This window comes from Paenibacillus lycopersici, assembly GCF_010119935.1.
GTDB classification, from domain to species: Bacteria; Bacillota; Bacilli; order Paenibacillales; family Paenibacillaceae; genus Paenibacillus_Z; species Paenibacillus_Z lycopersici.
The window spans coordinates 56,355-74,935 of sequence record NZ_CP048209.1; the positions used below are offsets into that span (position 1 = coordinate 56,355).

Here is an 18,581-nt window from a genome sequence, read left to right on the forward strand (position 1 = left end):
TCTCGGATCCCCCTTTACATCATTGCGCTCTCTCGGTCGACACGTCGAACGATCCAGTTGGCAATCAGAATGGTCACACAACCCATCACGGATTGTACGAATGCGGAAGCCGAAGCCATGCCTACCGTAGCGGTTTTAAGTTGTTTGTACACGAGCACGTCGACCGTGGTCGCGACACTGAACAGCGAGTTGGAATCCCGCGGCACCTGGAAGAACAAACCGAAATCGGTGTAGAAGATCCGGCCGACGGCCAGGATGAACATCATGACGATAACGAGCTTCATGAGCGGCAGCGTAATGAAACGCGCTTGCTGCCATTTGGATGCGCCGTCGATAACGGCGGCTTCGTAGTAGGTGCTGTCGATGCCGGTAATCGTCGCCAAGTAGACGACCATGCCGTAGCCCAAGCCCTTCCATACGTTCATGAACACCAGGAAGTACGGCCAGTATTTCGGCTCCATGTACCAGTTCACCGGATCCTTGCCCATATTGGCCAGGAACTGGTTGGCAATCCCTTTGTCGAAGCTGAGGAACGCCCATACGATGGCGGACACCACGACCCAGGATAAGAAATACGGCAGGAACATCAGCGTCTGATAAATCTTGCCGGCCTTCTGGCTGTGCAGCTGACCGACCATCAGCGCCAGCGTGACGGGCACTACGATGCCCAGAATAATGAAGATCAGGTTGTAACCCAGCGTATTGCGGATGACGACCCATGCGTCGTTGGATTTGAACAGAAACTCGAAATTCTTGATGCCGGACCACTTGCTGTGGATGACGTTGCTCAGGAAGCCTCCATGGATTTTGAAATCTTTGAAAGCTATAATCAGGCCGAACATCGGCAAGAAGCAAAACAAGATGTACCAAATGGTCGTCGGCAAAGCCAGAAGCGTCAGCTCGGTATCCTGCGTACGCCACCGAGGCCGCAAGCTTCTGCGCGCTTTCACCTTGTCCATATAATCCACCCCTTCCGTTTATTTCGTGATCAGTGTGTACAATTATCGGGAAGCACATTCGCCGCTGGCCATGCGGCCGTCAGCGAACCGCGTCTCGCGTTAAGCGTTCTCAGTCACGCGCACCGGTCTACGGGCGCATGAAAACCCTTCCACGTTTGACTCAGCTGAACTCGATCTCACTGTTATAATTTTAAAAAAGCCGGACGCCTCATTCCAGACAACAAACATGAGACCGCAGTCAACAAACGTTAGATTTTGACTAGGACGAACCGCATGGATTCCATTCCCTGCCAGAGATGGGCCGATGGTCCTGCATGGCAGGCAGTCCCGCCATGAAAGGTGGCGTGAAAGCAGGCGATGAAAGTCGACGCGAAATACGACGGCTGCCGGAATCCATTGTTTGTACCGCGACCGGCATTGCACAAGCGCCTTCGCGGGCGCCTCAGGCTGTCGACAAAGTTCGACGACGCCTATGTCGCATGTACGGGAAGGGAATGGATTCCAACGAGGCTCCCTCTAAGTCTCGCGGACACAGGTTCCGTTATTTTGACGAAATCGGGCTTTTGGGGCAGCGCACGGACACAGGATCCGTTAATGTCCCCGAATGGCCTCGACAACAGGCTAATCGGCCGATATAGCGGATCTCCTGTCCGCGAGCACACGAAACCACGTAATATAGAAGCGAATAACGGATTTCCTGTCCGCTTCCTTGCATCGACGGACGCACCGCGAAACCACCCGTCATGAAACCGGTCGGTTCGTAACGGTACCAGCAGTCCATGACACGCTGGCAGCAGTCCGTGCCACGCCGGAGAAGCGCCAACAGGAGCCGTTCGTGCTCCGGAGCACGGTTGACCACGAGCCTGCTCGAAACCGCGTATAGTTCTCAACAATCCGAGGCGCCCTCGCGGGCGCCTCGGTTCTTGCTGTTGGCTGCTATCCGTGCTTTAGGGCCGGTCCGCTGCTTTTGCCCCGTTCTACGGCAAGAAAGCAAGAAAAAGCTCCTTCGCTCAAGCGAGCGAAGGAGCTGTCGGATACCGGACAGGCCGTTAACGGACTTTCGGAACGATGCCTACCGTACAGCGCGAAACGCAGATCAGCCGGTCTTCCTCGTCGGTGATCCTGATGTCCCATACCATCGTCGTCCGGCCCTTGTGCAGCGGCGTCGCCGTGGCGGTGACGATCCCGTCCAGCTTCGGACGAAGATGGTTGGCGTTGATCTCCATGCCGACGGCCATCTGGCGTTCCCGGTCGATCAAATGGTACGTGCCTACGCTGGCCGCGGTCTCGGCGAGCGCGACCGATGCGCCGCCGTGCAGGGCGCCGAAATACTGCCTGGTCGACGGACCGACGGGCATCGTGGCCACGACGCGATCCGGCGTACATTCGGCAATGCGCATGCCCAGCGCGCCGAACATCGTATCTTCGAGCGCGACGCCGTCGCTGAGCATAAAATGATTGTCAAGCTTGGTGTTCATAAGTCGTCTCCTTCTCATGGCTGCTTGTACCTACTTTACCGCTGCTCCGCAGGAGAAGCAACTGCGCCGTCCGTCATTAACCGGCGAGCTGTCCCTTCCCTCTCGCGGCGATCCTGCTGCCGATCTGCTGCACCGGCACGCTGGCCAGTATGAGCAGCGCGGCCGCATAATCGGTCGTCGTCGGCTTCTCTCCCAGCAGCAGCACGATCAGCGCGAGCGTGACGAACGGCGTGAAGAACGTGAAGCTTGCAACCAGCGAAGCCGGCGAATAACGCAGCGCCTGAAAGTAGAGAAAGAAGCCGATGACGATGTTGCTCATGCCGAGCCAGAGCACGCCGCCCAGCGCAGGCGGAGCGGGCAGCGTCAGATTCGAATAGGCGAACAGGCTGCAGGCGGACAGCAGGAAGGCGATGACCGTCATCATGAACGTGCTCATCAGCATATCCTGCTTGTTCAGCTTGGCCAAATTCGTGAACAGCCCCCAGCAGACCGCCGCCAGAATGGCGAGCGCGTCTCCGGCCGGGTTCGTGAGGTGCAGACTGCCCGGGTCTCCCTTGGTCATGAGCAGCACCGTCCCCAAGAACCCCATCGCCACCGACAGCAGCTTGAAGCGGTTCAGCTTCTCCTTATGGATCGGCACGGCGAAGAGCACGATGAAGATCGGGAACAGGTAGTTCAGCATCGAGGCTTCGACAGCCGGAATCCGCGACAGCGACTGCATGTAGAGGAAATCGTACAGGAAGCTGAACAGCCCGCATGCCAGCAGCAGCGCGGCGGATCGGATCGTCCAGACGTACGGCCGCGCTGCTGTGGAATCGAAGTCAGCGCGTCCCCGTCTGCTTCGCTTGAACAGCATGATGACGGCAAAGGCGGCGACCGCGAAGCCGTACATGTAGAACATCACATGATAGCTGTCGATCTGACGCAGCAGCAGCTTGCCGACGGCGGCCAGCGACCCCCACATGAGCAGCAGCAGCGGCATAAGGACATACGGATTTTGTGAAGCGCGCAGCTTCCCGGTGTTCGCTTGCATAGATAGGTCAGGCTCCTTCGTTCCCGTGTCTCTCGAATCGTTCTCTATGGTCTATCATAGCGAAAATCATCCCGGAGCACGACCCCGCGATCCGAAAACTCGCGAACGCCGGCGTTCATAGAACGACCTGTCGATCTGTATGGCCTGACCCGCTCCAATGAACGAAACAAGAAAAGACCGTCTCCGAAGATGGTCGATCCACCTTCGAAGACAGCCCTTTCGTTCATTCTAGGATTCGGCAAACCGCAGCTGGGCAATTCTTCGTTATCTATTCGCCAAACGGTACGAAGCGATCCGAAGCACGGTCTAGGCGTTTACTTCAGATACGCGAGCTTGTCGGCGATCGGCGTCCGCGGTCTCGCGACGGGGACCTCCGCCGGATAGCCGATGCCGAGCACGCCGATGACATCATAATCCTGCGGCGCGCCGAGAATCTCGCGATTGTGCGGCTGCGCGCCAAGCGACGACCAGTAGACGCCGGCGCCGGCGTCATGGGCGGCGAGCAGCAGATTCTGAACGAAGCAGGAGACGGCCATGACGTTCTCGTCCCGCTCGAACGGCGTTGCGCCGGGCTTGGAGAAGACGGCGAGGACGACCGGCGCGCCGCCGAAGTCGCTCTTGTGCCGCAATCGGGCGCGCGTCTCCGGGCCGACCACCCGCAGCTCCCACGGCTCGTTCATTCGATGGTTCGGCGCATAGCTGGCCGCTTCCAGCCAAGCCAACAGGTCGCCCTCGGCAATCGGGGCGGACGTGAACATTTTGGCCGTGCGGCGGCTCTTAATCAGATCATGGACGGACATTATCTGCTTCATCTCCATTCAATCGGTTAGATTCGTATACACTTAATCACTTATGTATACGAATGTATACCAATATACAGGTCATGTCAAGCATTTCGCTGATCCCGGACAGCGCCCGGAACGTAAGCACGACCGTCCCCGCCCGAGCGGCCGCCCGCTTAATCGCGCGATCGGCTTTCAGCCGTAGATCGTGACGCGCTCGATTGCGGGTATGCGCGGCTGCGCCGCCGGGATTTGAGCCGGATAACCGACGTGCAGATTGCCGATGACCTTCTCGCCCGGCCGGATGTCCATCGCTTCCCGGAATGCCGGCTCCAGCAGCCAGGGGTAGGTCTCCCAGACGAGTCCGATTCCCCGCTCCCAGGCAAGCAGACCGAAGTTCTGAATGACGCAGCTGGTCGAGGCATAATCCTCCTCGCGGACGATCAGGTTGGCATCCTCCGCCATCACCACCGTAATGATCATCGGAATCGCCATGATTTTATCGTAGAACCGCTGTCCGGCCGCCTGGCGTTTGGCCGGGTCGGTCTCCTTGCGCTCCTTCATCCCGCGCACCGCTTCGGCCATGCGGCGCTTGCCTACCCCGCAGCTGACGATGAATCGCCAAGGCTGCGTCATATGATAGTTCGGCACCCATACCGCCGTGTCCAATAGCTCCAGCACCAGATCGACCGGAACCTCCTTCGGCTCGAACCGATGCACCGAACGCCTATCCCTCATGAGCTGCGCTAACTCCATGCCCGCTCACCCTCCCTTCGCATCGTAAACCGCAGCATATCGCTTATCATCGGATGCACGACCGACACATGCCCTTCCCCTTCGAACGCGCGGTAGTGAAGCCTCAGGCCGCCCGCCCGGCAGGGCTGCAGCAGCGCGTGCAGCCGTTCGGCGTCGGCCTTCATGGAAGGCTTCTCGTCCGCCCCCATGCCGATATAGAGCGCCATCCCGGACAACCCGGCGCTCTCCTGCAGGCGGCGCAGCGCATGCGGCAAGCGATCGAGGATCGCGGAGCCGTTCCACCAGATCGACGGGCTGCCCGCGATATAGGCGGAGAATGCCTCCGGCCGTTCCGCCAGCGCATGCAGCGCGAACCAGCCTCCCAGGGAATGGCCGAACAGCGACTGGCGTTCGCGGTCGATCGGGAACCGCCGCTCCATCGCCGGTTTCAGCTCCTCTTCGATGAATGCGAGAAAGCCGTCCGCGCCACCCGTCTCCGGCCACGCCGCGCGGTTCGGTCTCTCCGGGAGCTTGGCCGGATCGGCCTTCTCCGTATAATCGTAGAACCGGCGTTCCGACACGATCGGCTCGTCCGAATCGTAGCCGATGCCGACGACGATGCCGGGCTCGAAGCCGTGCGGCGGGCGGGCCTGCAGCCGCATCGCTTCCGCAAGCGACCCGAACGAGGCGTTGCCGTCCAGCGAATACAGCACGGGGTAGCCCTGGCCGGGCGGCGGCCCGGGCGGCACGTACGTATAGATCCGGTATTCGCGGCCCGTTCGCGCCGCGCGCATGACCCATTGATCGGTACCCGGTATCGTGTAGGTCATCCGTTCGATCGCGGCATCGGCTAACGCCGCCTGCGCCGAACGCTCCTCCGCGCGGCCGGACGGGAACAACCATGCTAGCGCCTCGGGCAGCCGTCTCGCCATGCTGAGCAAGTCATGCGTGTCACCGTCGGATACGATGAAGCGCAGCCGGTTCGCATGGCCGCCGTCCTCGTCTTTGGACATCCAGGCCGCGTAGGCCCGCTTCGTATGCGGAACCATATGTCGCTGCGCATTCTGTTTGTACATGCCCTCGCAGCTGCCGACGGACATGAAGACGCGAAGCGAGCTTGCGAGCGCGGGCTGCTCCTCGACGTACCGGAGCGCGCCGTCATACCATAACGATGGCGACAGCAGGCCGAGCCGCCCGAACGCATCGGGACGCCAATACCCTGCGAACATCGCGACGAGCCCGCCCAGCGAGCCGCCGATGATCGCCGTATGCCCCGCCTCCGGCAGCGTCCGGTAGATGCCGTCGATATACGGTTTGACGATGTCCGCCAGCTCATCCACGTAGGCGCGTCCGCCGCCGCCGAATGACGGCTTGCCTTCCTGCAGCGCCTCGGCGGGCCAAGGCGTGTAGTCGTCATTGCGATTCGGGGACGCGACGCCCACGAATATCGTTTCCTGCAGCTTGCCCTGCCGGAACAGATGCTCCAATTGATTCACGCAGCTGTCGAACAGCTCGCCGCCATCCTGTACGTATGCAACCGGATAGCGCGTATCCGGCGCCGTCCGGTAAGAGGGCGGCACGTACACGAGCAGCTTGCGTCCGGCCGCCACGAGATGCGAATATCTTTCCATTACGGATAGGCTCCTCTCTTGCGCAGCTTATTTTCTCGCCCTGATTAACAGATAGACGAAGTACGGCACGCCGATAATGGAGATGACGATGCCGACCGCCAGCTCCGCCGGCGCGAACACCGAGCGGCCGATCAAGTCCCCGGCAATCACCATGGCCGCCCCGACCAGGCCGCTGATCGGCAGACTCAGCCGGTGCCTCAGACCGACAAGCCTTCTCGCGATATGCGGGCCGAGCAGCCCGACGAAGCCGATGCTGCCGGATACGGCCACGCTGACGCTCACGAGCCCGATGCTCCCGAGCAGCAGCCGATTGCGCTCCCGCTCCATGGATACGCCGAGTCCCTTGACGCTTGATTCCTGCAATTGAAACAGATCGAGCACGTTCGCCCGCAGCCAAAGGAACGGCACGAGCACGAGCAGCCACGGCAGCATCATCGCGACGAACTTCCAGTCGGCGCCGTAGATGCTCCCCGTCAGCCATACCGCCGCCATCTCGAAATCGCGCGCGTTCATCCTTAGCGAGGCGTACAGCGTGACGGCGCCGAAACCGGAGGAAATGGCGATACCGGCCAGAATCAGCCGCTGCGGATCGAGACCGCCGCCCCGGCTGCGGGCGAATACGTAGATCATCGCCGTCGCCGCCAGTCCTCCGGCAACGCCGAACAACGGCATCGTAAACACGGCGAGCCAGCCGGTCGTGTTCATCTCTCCTTGCAGAAGCAGCATGAACAAGACGACCGCCATTCCGGCTCCCGCGTTAATGCCGAGAATGCCGGGATCGGCAAGCGCATTGCGCGTCACGCCCTGGATGACGCTTCCCGCCACGCCGAGGGCGAAGCCGACGAGACCGCCCAGCACGATACGGGGCAGGCGGAATTCGAATACGACCAGTTCATGCTCATGCACGCGGTCAAGCCGCAGCAGCGTCTTCATCACGTCCGCGACGGACAGGTCGAACGTGCCGTTCGTCAGGCTCAGGTAGACGGAAGCGGCGATGACGGCGAGCAGGCCGGCGAAGACAAGAGCGAATCGTGCGTTGGCGCCGTTACGCATGCCGGCTTCCTCCTCCCCTCGTCTTGATGAGATAGAGGAAGAACGGAACGCCGAACAGCGCGGTCACAACCCCGATCGGCGTCTCGAACGGATCGTTGAGGAAGCGCGATAGCAGGTCGCACAGCGCCAGGAACAAGCCGCCCAGCACGCCGGACACCGGCACGATCCAGCGGTAATCGACGCCGGATAGAAACCGGGCGATATGCGGAACGATCAGGCCGACGAAGGCGATTTTCCCTGCCAGGGCGACGGAGACGCCCGTCAGAATGACGACGGCCAGCATCGTCAGCCCCTTGATCAGCTTCGTCCGCACGCCCAGATTGGCCGAGACTTCTTCGCCGAGCGACAGCACGGTTATGGAGCCGGACACCGCCATCGCGAGCCCAAGGCCGACGACCGCGAACGGAATGGACAGTTTGATCAGCGACGGATCCATCTGATGGAGTCTGGCGTTGTACCAGAAGCTCACCCCTTGCGACAGCTGATAATAGGAAGATACGGCTGCCGCGGCGCCGCTTAAGAAGTTTCCGATAAGGGTCCCCAGAATCGCCAGGCGCACCGGCGACATCCCCTGCGGAATAAGCCAGGCAAGCCCGAACACGAGCCCCGCGCCGATGGCCGAGCCGACCATGGACAGCATAATGAAGCTCACCGAGCCCGTGCTCGGCAGGAACGCCATGCACAGCGTAACGACGAACACCGAGCCGTCGGATACGCCCATGATCGACGGAGAGGCCAAGTAGTTCCGCGTCATCCCCTGCATCAGCGCTCCCGATACGGCAAGAAAGGCGCCGATGAGCATGGCGCCGACGACGCGCGGCAGGCGGGAGGCCCTGATGATCTGATGGTCCATGCTGCCGGGGTCGAAATGGAAGACCGCCGCCCAGATCTCTTGGGCCGATATGCTTTTCGCTCCGTACAGGACGGATAGGACAATCAATAGCAATGCGGCTGCCGGCGCAGCCATCAGGATGGCGGCCGGCAGCTTCTTCACCGTTCTCATACGCGACTTCCTAACTTATTGGGCTAGATTGGCGACGGCGGCTTTCAGGAATTCGATCTTGCTGTACGCCGTGCCGCCTTGCGCGAGCGGGTCCACGACGTTGACGAATGCCTTGCCGTTCTTCAATGCGCTCACGTTCTTCAGAATCGGGTTGTTTTGCAGCTCCTCGAGCGCTTTGGGCTTGTCCTTGTTCTCGTCCTCCGCGAACTGGATGAACATATAGTCCGGGTTCATCTCGGCGAACTTCTCGACGGAGACCGCTTCCTGCGCCTTCGCGGCCGTTACCTCTGCCGGCACGTCCAGCCCCAGATCCTCGTACAGCACCGGGTTGAAGAACACCGACGCCGGATAAATGTAGATTTCGCCGCCGCGAATGCGCGCCGCCACGACCTTCTTGCCCTTCAGCTTATCGCCGAGCTGCGATTTGGCCGCTTCCAGATCCGCTTTGTAATCCGCGATCGCCTTCGCGGCCTGCTCCTGCTTCCCGCTGAGCTCGCCGAGCAGCTGCAAATTCGCTTCCCAGTTCGTCGCGATGTGGGAGTACGGAATGGTCGGCGCGATCTTCTCCAGCTTCTCGGCCACCTCCGGCTTGAACTTCGTCGAACCGAGAATGACATCCGGCTTCAGCGATAGGATTTTCTCGAAGTTCGGCTCGATCTTCTCGCCGACGGACTCCGTTCCTTGCGTAATCGATTGGAACATCGGAGGGAAGACGCCGGAGAACGTGATCGCGCCGACAGGGTTCACGTCAAGCACGATCGCGTCTTCCATCGCTTCCACCGCGCCCGTGATGACGATGCGCTCCGTCTTCGCCGGCAGCACGTATTCCTTGTCCAAGTATTTCACCGTCCTGGTTGCGGCGGAAGGCTCCTCCGCCGTCTCCGCCGGCTGGTTCCCTGTCTCTGCAGTCGTGTTCTCTGCCGGCTGATTGCCCGCCGCGGACGAGTTGGCCGCATTGGCTGCATCGGCTGTGTTGGCCGCATTTCCCGTCCCGGCGTCGGAAGCCGGGTTATTATTGCCGCATGCCGCCATTAACGACAGCAGGACGAGCAGACTTAAAGCGAGTATCGTGTTCTTCATTGGAATGGAATTCCCCTTTCATGGCCTTCTCTAATTGAGAATGAATCTCACTGGTATCGATCGTAATCGATATCCGTCTATTCGACCATGGACAAAATCCCGAATAATGATGGACGTTTTCCTGTTAGCAGCTCCGGCATGCTTCCCAGCATGCGCTCGATCGCGCTGGGCGAATACTCCCGCCACGGGTCGGATGGAATGATCCGCACCCTGTTGCCGCGGACGGCATGCAGGGACATCCACTCCGGCGACTGCTGCAGCGCCTTCCATCCCTCGAGCGTCTCCGTCTCCTGGCAGACGAGCAGCAGAATTCTGTCCGCTCCCGCCTCGTCGAGCTCCGCGATCGATAGCGGACGGTCGAACGGGAACCGCGCGCCCGCATACGGGAATTGCAAGCCGAGACTGCCGAATAGCATATCCGCCATGCCGCTGTTGCAGTACGCATAGAACTGGTTCTTATACAGCCGGACCGTCAGCACGGTCTGGTTCAATCCGTCTCCCGCTTCCTCCCGGACGTGCAGCACTTTCCGTTCGTAGGCTTCCAGCCATCGTTCCGCTTCGGCCCGTTCGCCGAGCCGCTCCGCGACCGTGCGCAGTCCCGCCCGCCAATCATTGGACGGCTTGGGCATTTCATATACTTCCGCGATCCCCGACAGGACCGCCCGCTCCTTCGCGTCCACCCCGGCCGGGCACAGGATCAGATCCGGGCGTGCTTCCGCGAGCCGCTGCAAATTCGCCGTCTTATGCTGATTTTGGCGGAACGCGTCCAGATGAACCGTAATGTCGGATCCGAGCATGCTGTAGTAATGACCTGCCCATTTCGGATGCAGGGGCGCGGCGAAAGGAACGACTTGCAGCGGCATGAGATAGCCCAGGATGGACGCCGAGCCGTACACGGCCAGCTTGTTTCTCCGTTTCTTGATGAAAGCGGACGGCGATACGCCCTCCGCCTTGCGGAATTTGCGGCTAAAATAAAACTCGTCCTCATAGCCGACCTCATGCGCGATATCCTTCAGGCGCATGTCCGAACAGACCAGCAGCTTCTTCGCCTTGGCCATCCGGAGCTGCGTCACGTAATCCATTGCGCTTACGCCGTAATGGCGTTTGAACAAGTCGGCGAAATAGTTCGGACTCAGCTCCGCGACGCCGGCCAGCCGCTTGATCGACAGCTCCTCCCGGTAGTGCTCGTCCATATAGCGTCTTGCCTGCTCGAGCGCGTCCCGGCTATCCGACCTGGACGGCCTGCGGGCGGTCGAGAACAGCTCGAACAGCAGCTCCTGCAGCGTAAGCTGCGCACGCCAGCGCATGACGGGATCCTCGTGGCCGTGCTGCTCCTTCATCGTTCGGCACAGATTGCTTGCCCGGCCCGTCTGCGCAAGCGCGACGCCTTCGCAGCAAAGCGCGGCCGTATGCTCCCGATCGCGCACGAGCCGGCTCTGGTCCCGGGCCGCCGCGCGATACAGCCCCATCCGAATAACGGCGACGGCATGGTCCCCGCTCGTTCCTTCTATGCCGAAGGTGCTGTCTCCGGGCGAGCAATACACGGTATCCGGCCGCATCGGGAGCATGTCCCGGTCACGTATAAGCGTGCCGGCCCCGCTTAACAGCACGATCAAGACGTCCTGCGAAGTCAGCTGCGGCTCGATTCGGGTCACCCCCGTCACGATCTCCACGTCCCACAGCCTGGCGGTCAGTCCATCGATGCCGGCGGCTTCTATCTGCGTTTCCCGGTCGGCTTCGCGTTGGTTCGCGTTCATGCCCTGCACCTCGCATTATTGATATCGATAATCATTATCAATTAGTATAGCAAACATTGCCCCGTTTGGGTACCGGGCGCGAGCAGCCGGGAGTGTGCGGATGCCGCATGCACAGGTTAGCACGCCGGGCGGGCGACTCGCTAATCACGCCCGCCGTCACGCCGGCGGCAGGTGTGCGCAAGCGGTGGCGAAGTGAAGCGCAAGAAGCAGCCGGCCAGCGAGGCGGTCCCGCGCTCCCCGGCCCAGGGCCCCGTCGGCGAAGAACCGCAGGCGAAGAAGTTAATTTGATCCCTATATACATTAACTTAGTGCCTATAGCTTAGCGCCGATCATTGCTAGACTTATACCAACACGCAGAATCCATGGAGAGGCGGTAATGGACGATGAGTCAAACGTTTATTCAGCAGCGCACCGAGCGTACCGAGTGGTTCCTTCGGGATCGCTTCGGCATGTTCATTCACTGGGGGTTGTATGCCATCCCGGCCCGCGGGGAATGGGTGCGGAGCGTCGAACGCATCAGCAGCGAGGACTACCGGCAGTATTTCGACGAATTCAATCCGGAGCGCTACGATCCGAAGGCTTGGGCACGGACCGCGAAGGAAGCGGGCATGAAATACGCGGTGCTGACGGCGAAGCATCATGACGGCTTCTGCTTGTTCGACAGCAAGCTGACCGACTACAAGTCGACCCGTACGGCGTGCGGCCGGGATCTGGTGCGGGAGTTCCTCGACGCCTTCCGGGCGGAAGGGCTGAAGGTCGGGCTGTACTACTCGCTGCTGGACTGGCATCATCCCGATTACCCGGCTTACGGCGACCGCATTCACCCGATGCGCGACAACGAAGCGTACAAGCGCGACCCGGAACGGTTCGGCGTATACCTGGATTACATGCACGGACAAGTCCGCGAGCTGTTGACCGAATACGGCAAGCTGGACATCATGTGGTTCGATTTCTCCTATGACGGGATGAAGGGCGAGAAATGGCGGGCGACCGAGCTAATGGAGATGATCCGCGCCCAACAGCCGCATCTGATCGTCGACAACCGCCTCGAGGCGAGCGGCGAGGAAGGCGGCTCCATCTACACCGAGCAGCCGAGCCTGTATTCGGGCGATTTCGCTTCGCCGGAGCAGATTATTCCGCCGCGCGGCGTTACGGATGACCAAGGCAATTCCATCCCTTGGGAGGCTTGTATTACGCTGAACAATAACTGGGGCTACGGCGCCAACGACCTGACGTACAAGTCCGCCAAGACGGTCATCCGCAAGCTCGTCGAGTGCGTCAGCAAGAACGGCAACCTGCTGCTGAACGTCGGTCCGGATGCCGCGGGCGAAATTCCGCAGCGGTCGCTGACGGTTCTGGCCGAAGTCGGCGAATGGCTGCGCCGGAACGGCGACAGCATCTACGGCTGCGGCGAAGCCGACCTGCCGAAGCCGGATTGGGGCCGCTACACGCGCAAGGGCAATAAGCTGTACGCGCATGTGCTCGAAGAGAGCGTGGGCCCGGTTAACCTAGCCGGGCTCGGCGACCGCGTCCAACGCGCGCGGCTGCTGGCGGACGGCTCGGAGCTGTTCGTGACGCGCCCGTGGAACGCGAAGCTGTACCCGGACGACGCGTTCTTCAACTTCGCGCAGCCGGAGCATTTCACGTACCCCCTCCCGGACGAGCGCGATACGGTCGTCGAGCTGACATTGAACGATTGATATAGCGCCATTAAGCAGAGAGACATCGCGGTTCGGACGCGATGTCTCTCTGCTTGACGGGCTTCAGCCGCGCTGTCACCCTCTGCTTCGCCCGCCCGTTCCTTGCCGAGACGGGCGGCGCTCAACGGTATGGGACGGCGTCCGGGCCCATGAGCGGCGAGCGCTCCAGCAGCTTCCTGATCATCCAGCCATCGTCCCAGCTGCCCTCCTTCAGGTGATTGCAGGCCAGTTCGATGAGTCCCGCCCACCACATGGGCGTGATAAGCTCCCACTCGTCGGGCTCGAGCGGCGATACTTCGTCGTACCCGAGTATGACCTCGTCGTACTTGCCTCTCCACGCGAGGGCGAATTCGCCGACGCGGTGATCCCAATGCGCAAGCTCGAAATCGAGAATCCCGGTCAGCCTGTCCCCCTGGAAGCGCAGGTTCCACGTCGTAAAATCGCCGTGGGTGACGATGCCCGGCCGGTCATGGAGCCGCAGCCCCTCCGCCCGCTTCCGCGCGCGCTCCAAATGCCAGCGCAGCATGCGCATCTCTTCCTCCGGCCGCTCCTGCTCATGCGCCGACAGCAGCCGATCCAGCCCTTCATCGAACAAGATCTCTTCGCAGCGCCGCCAGCCCCTCCGCTGGCCGAACGCGCCAAGCCGCAGAAGATCCTGGTGGAACTGCGCCAACAGGCGGCCCCGTGCGCGCTGCTCGGCCGCGGGATTGTCGACGGACGGCGGCTCGCCCCGGAGGAACGGGAACAGTCCCCACACTTGTCCGTCTTGCGCGATCGGCTCCCCGATGACAGGGGCAACCGGCCAGCCCAGCCCGGCGATGCCTTGAAGCAGCTTCGCCTCGTAGTCGATATCGTCCATCCGGACTCCGCCATGCCAGAGGCGCAGCACCAGCTGTTCCCGATTAACGTTCACCAGCCAATGCCGGTTGAGCCTTCCCCCAAGCGGAGCCTCCACCTTGGCGTTAAGCGCTTTCAAAATAGCCGCGTCCGGCATGTTCGGATTCGTATCACTGCCCATCCGTCTTCTCCTCCGCTTCCTGTTAGCCTGGATCCTCGTCAACGCCTGCTCTGCTCCTGCCACGACGAAAACGCGGCCTCTCGGCCGCGTCGTACTTGCTCCGCATTACCCTTCCAGGCTTCGCCGGCCGCTATTCATCGTTCAGGCCCTTGCCGGCCAGAATATGCGGCATGTACTTCTCGACCCTCGACGCGCGCGTTTTGGACTGCTTCGGCTGGGAGAAATGCAGCAGGTACGCCCGCTGCCGCCCCGGCGTCAACGCCTCGAACGCCGCCTTCAGCGCCGGCAGCTCGTCCAGTTTCTGCCGGAATTCTTCGGCGACCGCGAATTCGGCCGGTTTCTTGAAGCTCACTTCCACCCCGGCCTTCTCGACCTCGATAGCCTCATAGATATAGGCGCGCAGCGTGAGCTCCAAGTCCACGATCTCCTGCACGTTGGCGAACCGGATTTGGCGCGCCGATTGCACGTTCTCCGTCTGCTGGATCAGGATGCCGTGCGCATCCTTCAGCAAGGCGCCTTTGTGGAACAGCAGCGCGCAGTAGTCTTTGAACCCGTGAATAAGCACGATGTTCTTCTCCTGGAACGTATAGCACGGATGCATCCACTTGAACGTCTCGGCCAACTCGCAGTCAAGCGCGATGGCTCGCAGCTTCTCGTATTCTTCCTTCCACTTCGCCGCCGTTCTCACGAATGCATCAACCTGCGGATTCAGACTGCTTGCCGGCATGTCGAACACCTCTCTTCCTCACTCGCTTCCAACGCTGGAATCGCGCCATCTATTTCCATGCTTCCACAATAGCATGAGTTTTAGTACCTGCCAACGGCTTCGCCGCCTTGCATCCGCCCTCCGGCTCCCGATAGGCAATGAGGCGGGCCGCCGTATCGGCTGCATATACGCGAAATGCGGCACGTCATCGTAGACGCGCACTGTCATATTCGGGCGGAAGCGCCTCATACCTTGTATATGGCAGATCAATCGCATGACCATACAGGAGGTAGAGCGATGAACGAGAACCATGGAGAACGGCCGAAACGCCGGTCGGGCGATGCGCCGGCCGCTATGCATTCGCAGACGGTGGGCGAACGGGGCCCCGTGCTGGAACAAGACAGCGTGCTGCACGAAACGCTGGAGACGTTCGTCCATTCGCGGCTGATGGAGCGGCCCGTGCATGTCAAAGGCTTCGGCGCCTTCGGCTACTTTCAAACCTTGTATGCCATGTCCGCGCATACCCGGCTCTGTTTCCTGCAGGAGCCGGGTCAGCAAGTCCCGGTCACGGTCCGATTCTCCCTGGCCGTCAGCAACAAGGGCACGCCGGATACATCGCGCAACGTGCGCGGCTTCGCCACCAAGTTCTATACGGATCACGGCGTGTTCGACCTCGTGTTCAACCATATCCCCGTGTTCTTGGTCCGGGACGCCATCCGCTTCCCGGAGGCGATCAAAGCGCTCCTGCCGTCGCCCGTCAACAATCTGATCGATCCGGAACGGTTCTGGAGCTTCATTGCAAGGGCGCCGGAAGCGATGCATTTCCTCGTCCGGCTCTATTCCGACGCGGGCACCGTCAAGAGTCTTCGGCACATCCCGGGCCACAGCGTCAATACGTACGTCTGGCGCAACGCGCAGGGCGTGCGTACCTATGTGAAATACCACTGGCTGCCGCTGGCGGGCGAGCAGTATATCGACCGTCAGGAAGCGGCCCGGCTCGCCGGCGAGAATCCGGATTATGCCGGCCAGGATTTATATGATACGCTGCAAGCGGGCAAAACGGTGGAATACGGGCTGTACGTACAGCTGATGAATCCCGAAGACGAGTCCTCGCTCCCTTACGATCCGCTGGACGATACGAAGGTGTGGGATGAGCTGCAGTACCCGCTGCAGCCGGTCGGCCGGCTGGTGTTGACCCGCAATCCGGATAACTACAAGGAGCAGGTCGAGAAGCTCGCCTTCTCCCCGACCAACCTGCTGGAGGGCGCGGAGCTGTCGGACGATAAAATGCTGCAGGGCCGCGCCAACATCTACTCGGACTCGCAGCGGCAGCGGCTCGGTCCGGAGTTCCGCAAAATTCCGATCAACCATCAGCAGCACTGGACGCCCGAATCGCTTGTCACCAGCGGCGACGGGAGATTCGTGGAAGGAAAGCTCATGCGGGCGGACATTCCCAAGCAAGACGATTTCGAGCAGGCCGGCCAGTATTACCGCTCGCTGGCGCCATTGCAGCAGGATCACCTGGTCGATAACCTGGCCGCCGATCTTGCCGGCATCTCCGCCGACACGCTCGCGATCGTGCTTGGCTACCTGTCCAAGGCTTCTCCCTTGTTAGGCGATCGCGTCACTGAGCGAATCCGCGTGCAAGCGAAGGGATGAGGCCGAGCTTACTTCCGGGCATCCAGAATAAACATCGACGCATCCTGGCCCATGAACAGCCGATTTCCGCGGTAGAAGGTCTCGGACCGGATGTCCTTGTACCCGATGCTCGCCATCAGGCCGGCCAGCTCCGATTGATGGAATCCGTTATGCACGAAGTCGGAGACGACCTGCTCGTTCTTATCGAAATCCACGATCAGCAGATGACCGCCTTCCCGGAGAACATCGAATAACCGCGTCAACACGAATTCGACATCCTTGATATGCAGCAGAACCTGAACCATAACGATATAATCGGCACGCAAATCCGAAGAATCATTCTGCTCGAAATCAAAACAATAGGTGGCGGCATGATGAATATGCGCATCCGCGATTTTATGCCGGATGCGCTCAATCATGTTCGGCGAGGTATCCAGGAACAGCATCGACCGAAACTCGTCCAGCAGGTTCATGCCGACAAGCCCGGTTCCGCAGCCGAAGTCGATCGCGTGCTTGTCCTTGGCGTCAATCAAATAGCCGCGAATGGCATCTGCCGATACCTGCGCAATGTGGATTCGCTCGGGCGTGTCATACGTCTGGGCGATCATTTCAAACTTATCCGTATTGGCCATATGTATCTCTCCTGTCTTCCGTTGTATATCCTGCTGCCATTATAGCCGAAAAACACATCATATTCGCACGGCAATCGCCAATGGCCGGCCTTCGATCCATCGGAAACAATCGAAAATGTTCCTGAGCGGACACCCTTGACTTAAACCATGGTCGAAGTCGTATCCTAATTCTTGTCGACAGGAAAGCGCCCATGCGGAGGTCACCTATGAACTATTGTTCCATCAAAGAAGCTGCGGAGAAATTGCACGTTCCGGAATCCACCTTGCGTTATTACGAGAAGAAAGGACTGGTGCCGCTCATTGAACGCGATGCGGCGGGCAGACGATTATTTTCAGAGCATCAACTGGCGCTCCTTGAGACGGTCCTATGCCTAAAGAACACGCATATGCCCATAAGCCAAATCAAACAGTATATCGATTGGGTCGTGCAAGGAGACAGTACCATTGAACGCCGACTTGCCATGATGAAGCGGCACAAACAGGCCGTACTGGCGGAAATCGCGCTGATGACCGAATCCTTAGCAGGGATCGACTTCAAAATTAATCGCTACGCAAGCCATAACGATCTAGGAGTGTTAGGACAATCATGAAACTGACAGGGAATACCATCCTCATTACAGGCGGGAGCGCGGGAATCGGACTGGCTTTTGCCGAACGCTTCGCGAAGGCCGGCAACACCGTTATAGTCACCGGACGACGGGAACATGTCCTTCGCCAAGCGAAAGAAAAATTGCCGGCTCTCGTCACTCGCGTAAGCGATTTGAACGTCGAATCCGAACGGATCGCATTGTTCGACTGGGTAACGGCGAACTATCCGGACGTGAATGTGTTAGTGAACAATGCGGGAATCCAACAACGGATGAATCTGCTGAAAGCCGATGCGAAGCATAACTGGGGGTACTTCAATCAAGAAATCACGACCAATATTGAAGCGCCTTTCCATCTTGCCATGCTGTTCGCTCCGTTCTTTGCAGCGCAAGCAGACGCGGCCATCATTAACGTAACCTCCGGGCTTGCGTATACGCCGCTTGCGATCGCGCCGATCTATTCCGCAACGAAAGCGGCGCTGCATTCGTTTACAATGAGCCTGAGGCATCAGCTGTCCGAGACTTCCGTCGAGGTCATCGAGGTCGCTCCCCCTGCGGTAAACACCGACCTGGGCGGAGCAGGGCTGCATACGCACGGCGAACCGCTGGACGCCTTTGCGGACGGCATTATGAAAGGTTTGGAGGAGGGCCTGGCGGAAATCGGATACGGTTCGTCCGTGGCTCGCTTGCGCATGTCGCGCGATGAAGTCGACAAGCACGCAGCCCAATTGTATGAGGCAACGAAAGACAGCATGGGCTAATTGAAGGGCACCTTCCCGGGTGCCTTTT

At 60.2% G+C, this 18,581-nt stretch carries 17 protein-coding genes; 4 read left to right on the top strand and 13 right to left on the bottom strand.

The annotated features are described in order from the left end of the window. Positions 1-14: 14 nt before the first annotated feature. The 10 genes from GXP70_RS00240 to GXP70_RS00285 all read right to left on the bottom strand — a co-directional run bounded on the left by GXP70_RS00240 (position 15) and on the right by GXP70_RS00285 (position 11,511). Positions 15-959, bottom strand: coding sequence for an ABC transporter permease (locus tag GXP70_RS00240; protein WP_162354634.1), 945 nt, complete (start codon positions 957-959; stop codon positions 15-17). A gap of 1,049 nt (positions 960-2,008) precedes the next feature. Then, entirely contained in the window at positions 2,009-2,437 is a 429-nt protein-coding gene (locus GXP70_RS00245; protein WP_225442610.1) for a hotdog fold thioesterase, read from the bottom strand. Between the two features lie 76 nt (positions 2,438-2,513). Then, a complete protein-coding gene (locus tag GXP70_RS00250) occupies positions 2,514-3,470 on the bottom strand; it encodes a DMT family transporter (RefSeq protein ID WP_162354635.1) in 957 nt (318 codons plus the stop codon). A gap of 314 nt (positions 3,471-3,784) precedes the next feature. Further along, entirely contained in the window at positions 3,785-4,270 is a 486-nt protein-coding gene (locus tag GXP70_RS00255; RefSeq protein WP_162354636.1) for a nitroreductase family protein, read from the bottom strand. A gap of 177 nt (positions 4,271-4,447) precedes the next feature. Next, complete coding sequence (locus tag GXP70_RS00260; RefSeq protein ID WP_162354637.1) at positions 4,448-5,008, bottom strand: nitroreductase family protein; 561 nt, start codon at positions 5,006-5,008, stop codon at positions 4,448-4,450. Beyond that, positions 4,999-6,618: an alpha/beta hydrolase gene (locus tag GXP70_RS00265; RefSeq protein WP_162354638.1), complete on the bottom strand. Its 1,620-nt coding sequence runs from the start codon at positions 6,616-6,618 to the stop codon at positions 4,999-5,001. Before GXP70_RS00265 ends, GXP70_RS00260 begins: the two co-directional genes overlap by 10 nt. A gap of 27 nt (positions 6,619-6,645) precedes the next feature. Beyond that, on the bottom strand, positions 6,646-7,671 hold the full coding sequence (locus GXP70_RS00270) for a FecCD family ABC transporter permease (protein WP_162354639.1): 1,026 nt from the start codon (positions 7,669-7,671) through the stop codon (positions 6,646-6,648). Continuing rightward, positions 7,664-8,674, bottom strand: a complete 1,011-nt coding sequence (locus tag GXP70_RS00275; protein WP_162354640.1) for a FecCD family ABC transporter permease — start codon at positions 8,672-8,674, stop codon at positions 7,664-7,666. Before GXP70_RS00275 ends, GXP70_RS00270 begins: the two co-directional genes overlap by 8 nt. Positions 8,675-8,689: 15 nt before the next feature. Then, entirely contained in the window at positions 8,690-9,754 is a 1,065-nt protein-coding gene (locus GXP70_RS00280) for an ABC transporter substrate-binding protein (protein WP_162354641.1), read from the bottom strand. A 77-nt stretch (positions 9,755-9,831) separates the two neighbouring features. Beyond that, entirely contained in the window at positions 9,832-11,511 is a 1,680-nt protein-coding gene (locus GXP70_RS00285) for a helix-turn-helix domain-containing protein (protein WP_162354642.1), read from the bottom strand. A gap of 383 nt (positions 11,512-11,894) precedes the next feature. Here GXP70_RS00285 and GXP70_RS00290 point away from each other — a divergent pair, with 383 nt between their 5' ends. Continuing rightward, a complete protein-coding gene (locus tag GXP70_RS00290; RefSeq protein ID WP_162354643.1) occupies positions 11,895-13,211 on the top strand; it encodes an alpha-L-fucosidase in 1,317 nt (438 codons plus the stop codon). Between the two features lie 121 nt (positions 13,212-13,332). Here the strand turns inward: GXP70_RS00290 and GXP70_RS00295 are convergent, their stop codons facing one another. Together GXP70_RS00295 and GXP70_RS00300 are read right to left on the bottom strand one after the other, a co-directional pair. Then, a complete protein-coding gene (locus tag GXP70_RS00295) occupies positions 13,333-14,229 on the bottom strand; it encodes a phosphotransferase enzyme family protein (RefSeq protein WP_162354644.1) in 897 nt (298 codons plus the stop codon). Positions 14,230-14,359: 130 nt separating this feature from the next. Next, positions 14,360-14,956: a YdeI/OmpD-associated family protein gene (locus GXP70_RS00300; protein ID WP_162354645.1), complete on the bottom strand. Its 597-nt coding sequence runs from the start codon at positions 14,954-14,956 to the stop codon at positions 14,360-14,362. 276 nt (positions 14,957-15,232) lie between these two features. Between GXP70_RS00300 and GXP70_RS00305 the strand changes: the two genes are divergently transcribed. Beyond that, the gene (locus GXP70_RS00305; RefSeq protein ID WP_162354646.1) at positions 15,233-16,594 is read left to right on the top strand and encodes a catalase; all 1,362 of its coding nucleotides are present in this window, start codon (positions 15,233-15,235) and stop codon (positions 16,592-16,594) included. A gap of 8 nt (positions 16,595-16,602) precedes the next feature. On the opposite strand, the gene GXP70_RS00310 is transcribed toward GXP70_RS00305, so the two are convergent. Next, entirely contained in the window at positions 16,603-17,205 is a 603-nt protein-coding gene (locus GXP70_RS00310) for a class I SAM-dependent methyltransferase (protein ID WP_162354647.1), read from the bottom strand. A gap of 206 nt (positions 17,206-17,411) precedes the next feature. Here GXP70_RS00310 and GXP70_RS00315 point away from each other — a divergent pair, with 206 nt between their 5' ends. Beyond that, the gene (locus GXP70_RS00315) at positions 17,412-17,795 is read left to right on the top strand and encodes a MerR family transcriptional regulator (protein WP_162354648.1); all 384 of its coding nucleotides are present in this window, start codon (positions 17,412-17,414) and stop codon (positions 17,793-17,795) included. After that, positions 17,792-18,553 carry an SDR family oxidoreductase gene (locus tag GXP70_RS00320; protein ID WP_162354649.1) on the top strand — a complete coding sequence of 254 codons (762 nt, stop codon included), beginning with the start codon at positions 17,792-17,794 and terminating at the stop codon, positions 18,551-18,553. The genes GXP70_RS00315 and GXP70_RS00320 overlap by 4 nt, the downstream gene beginning before the upstream one ends. The last annotated feature ends 28 nt before the right edge of the window (positions 18,554-18,581 follow it).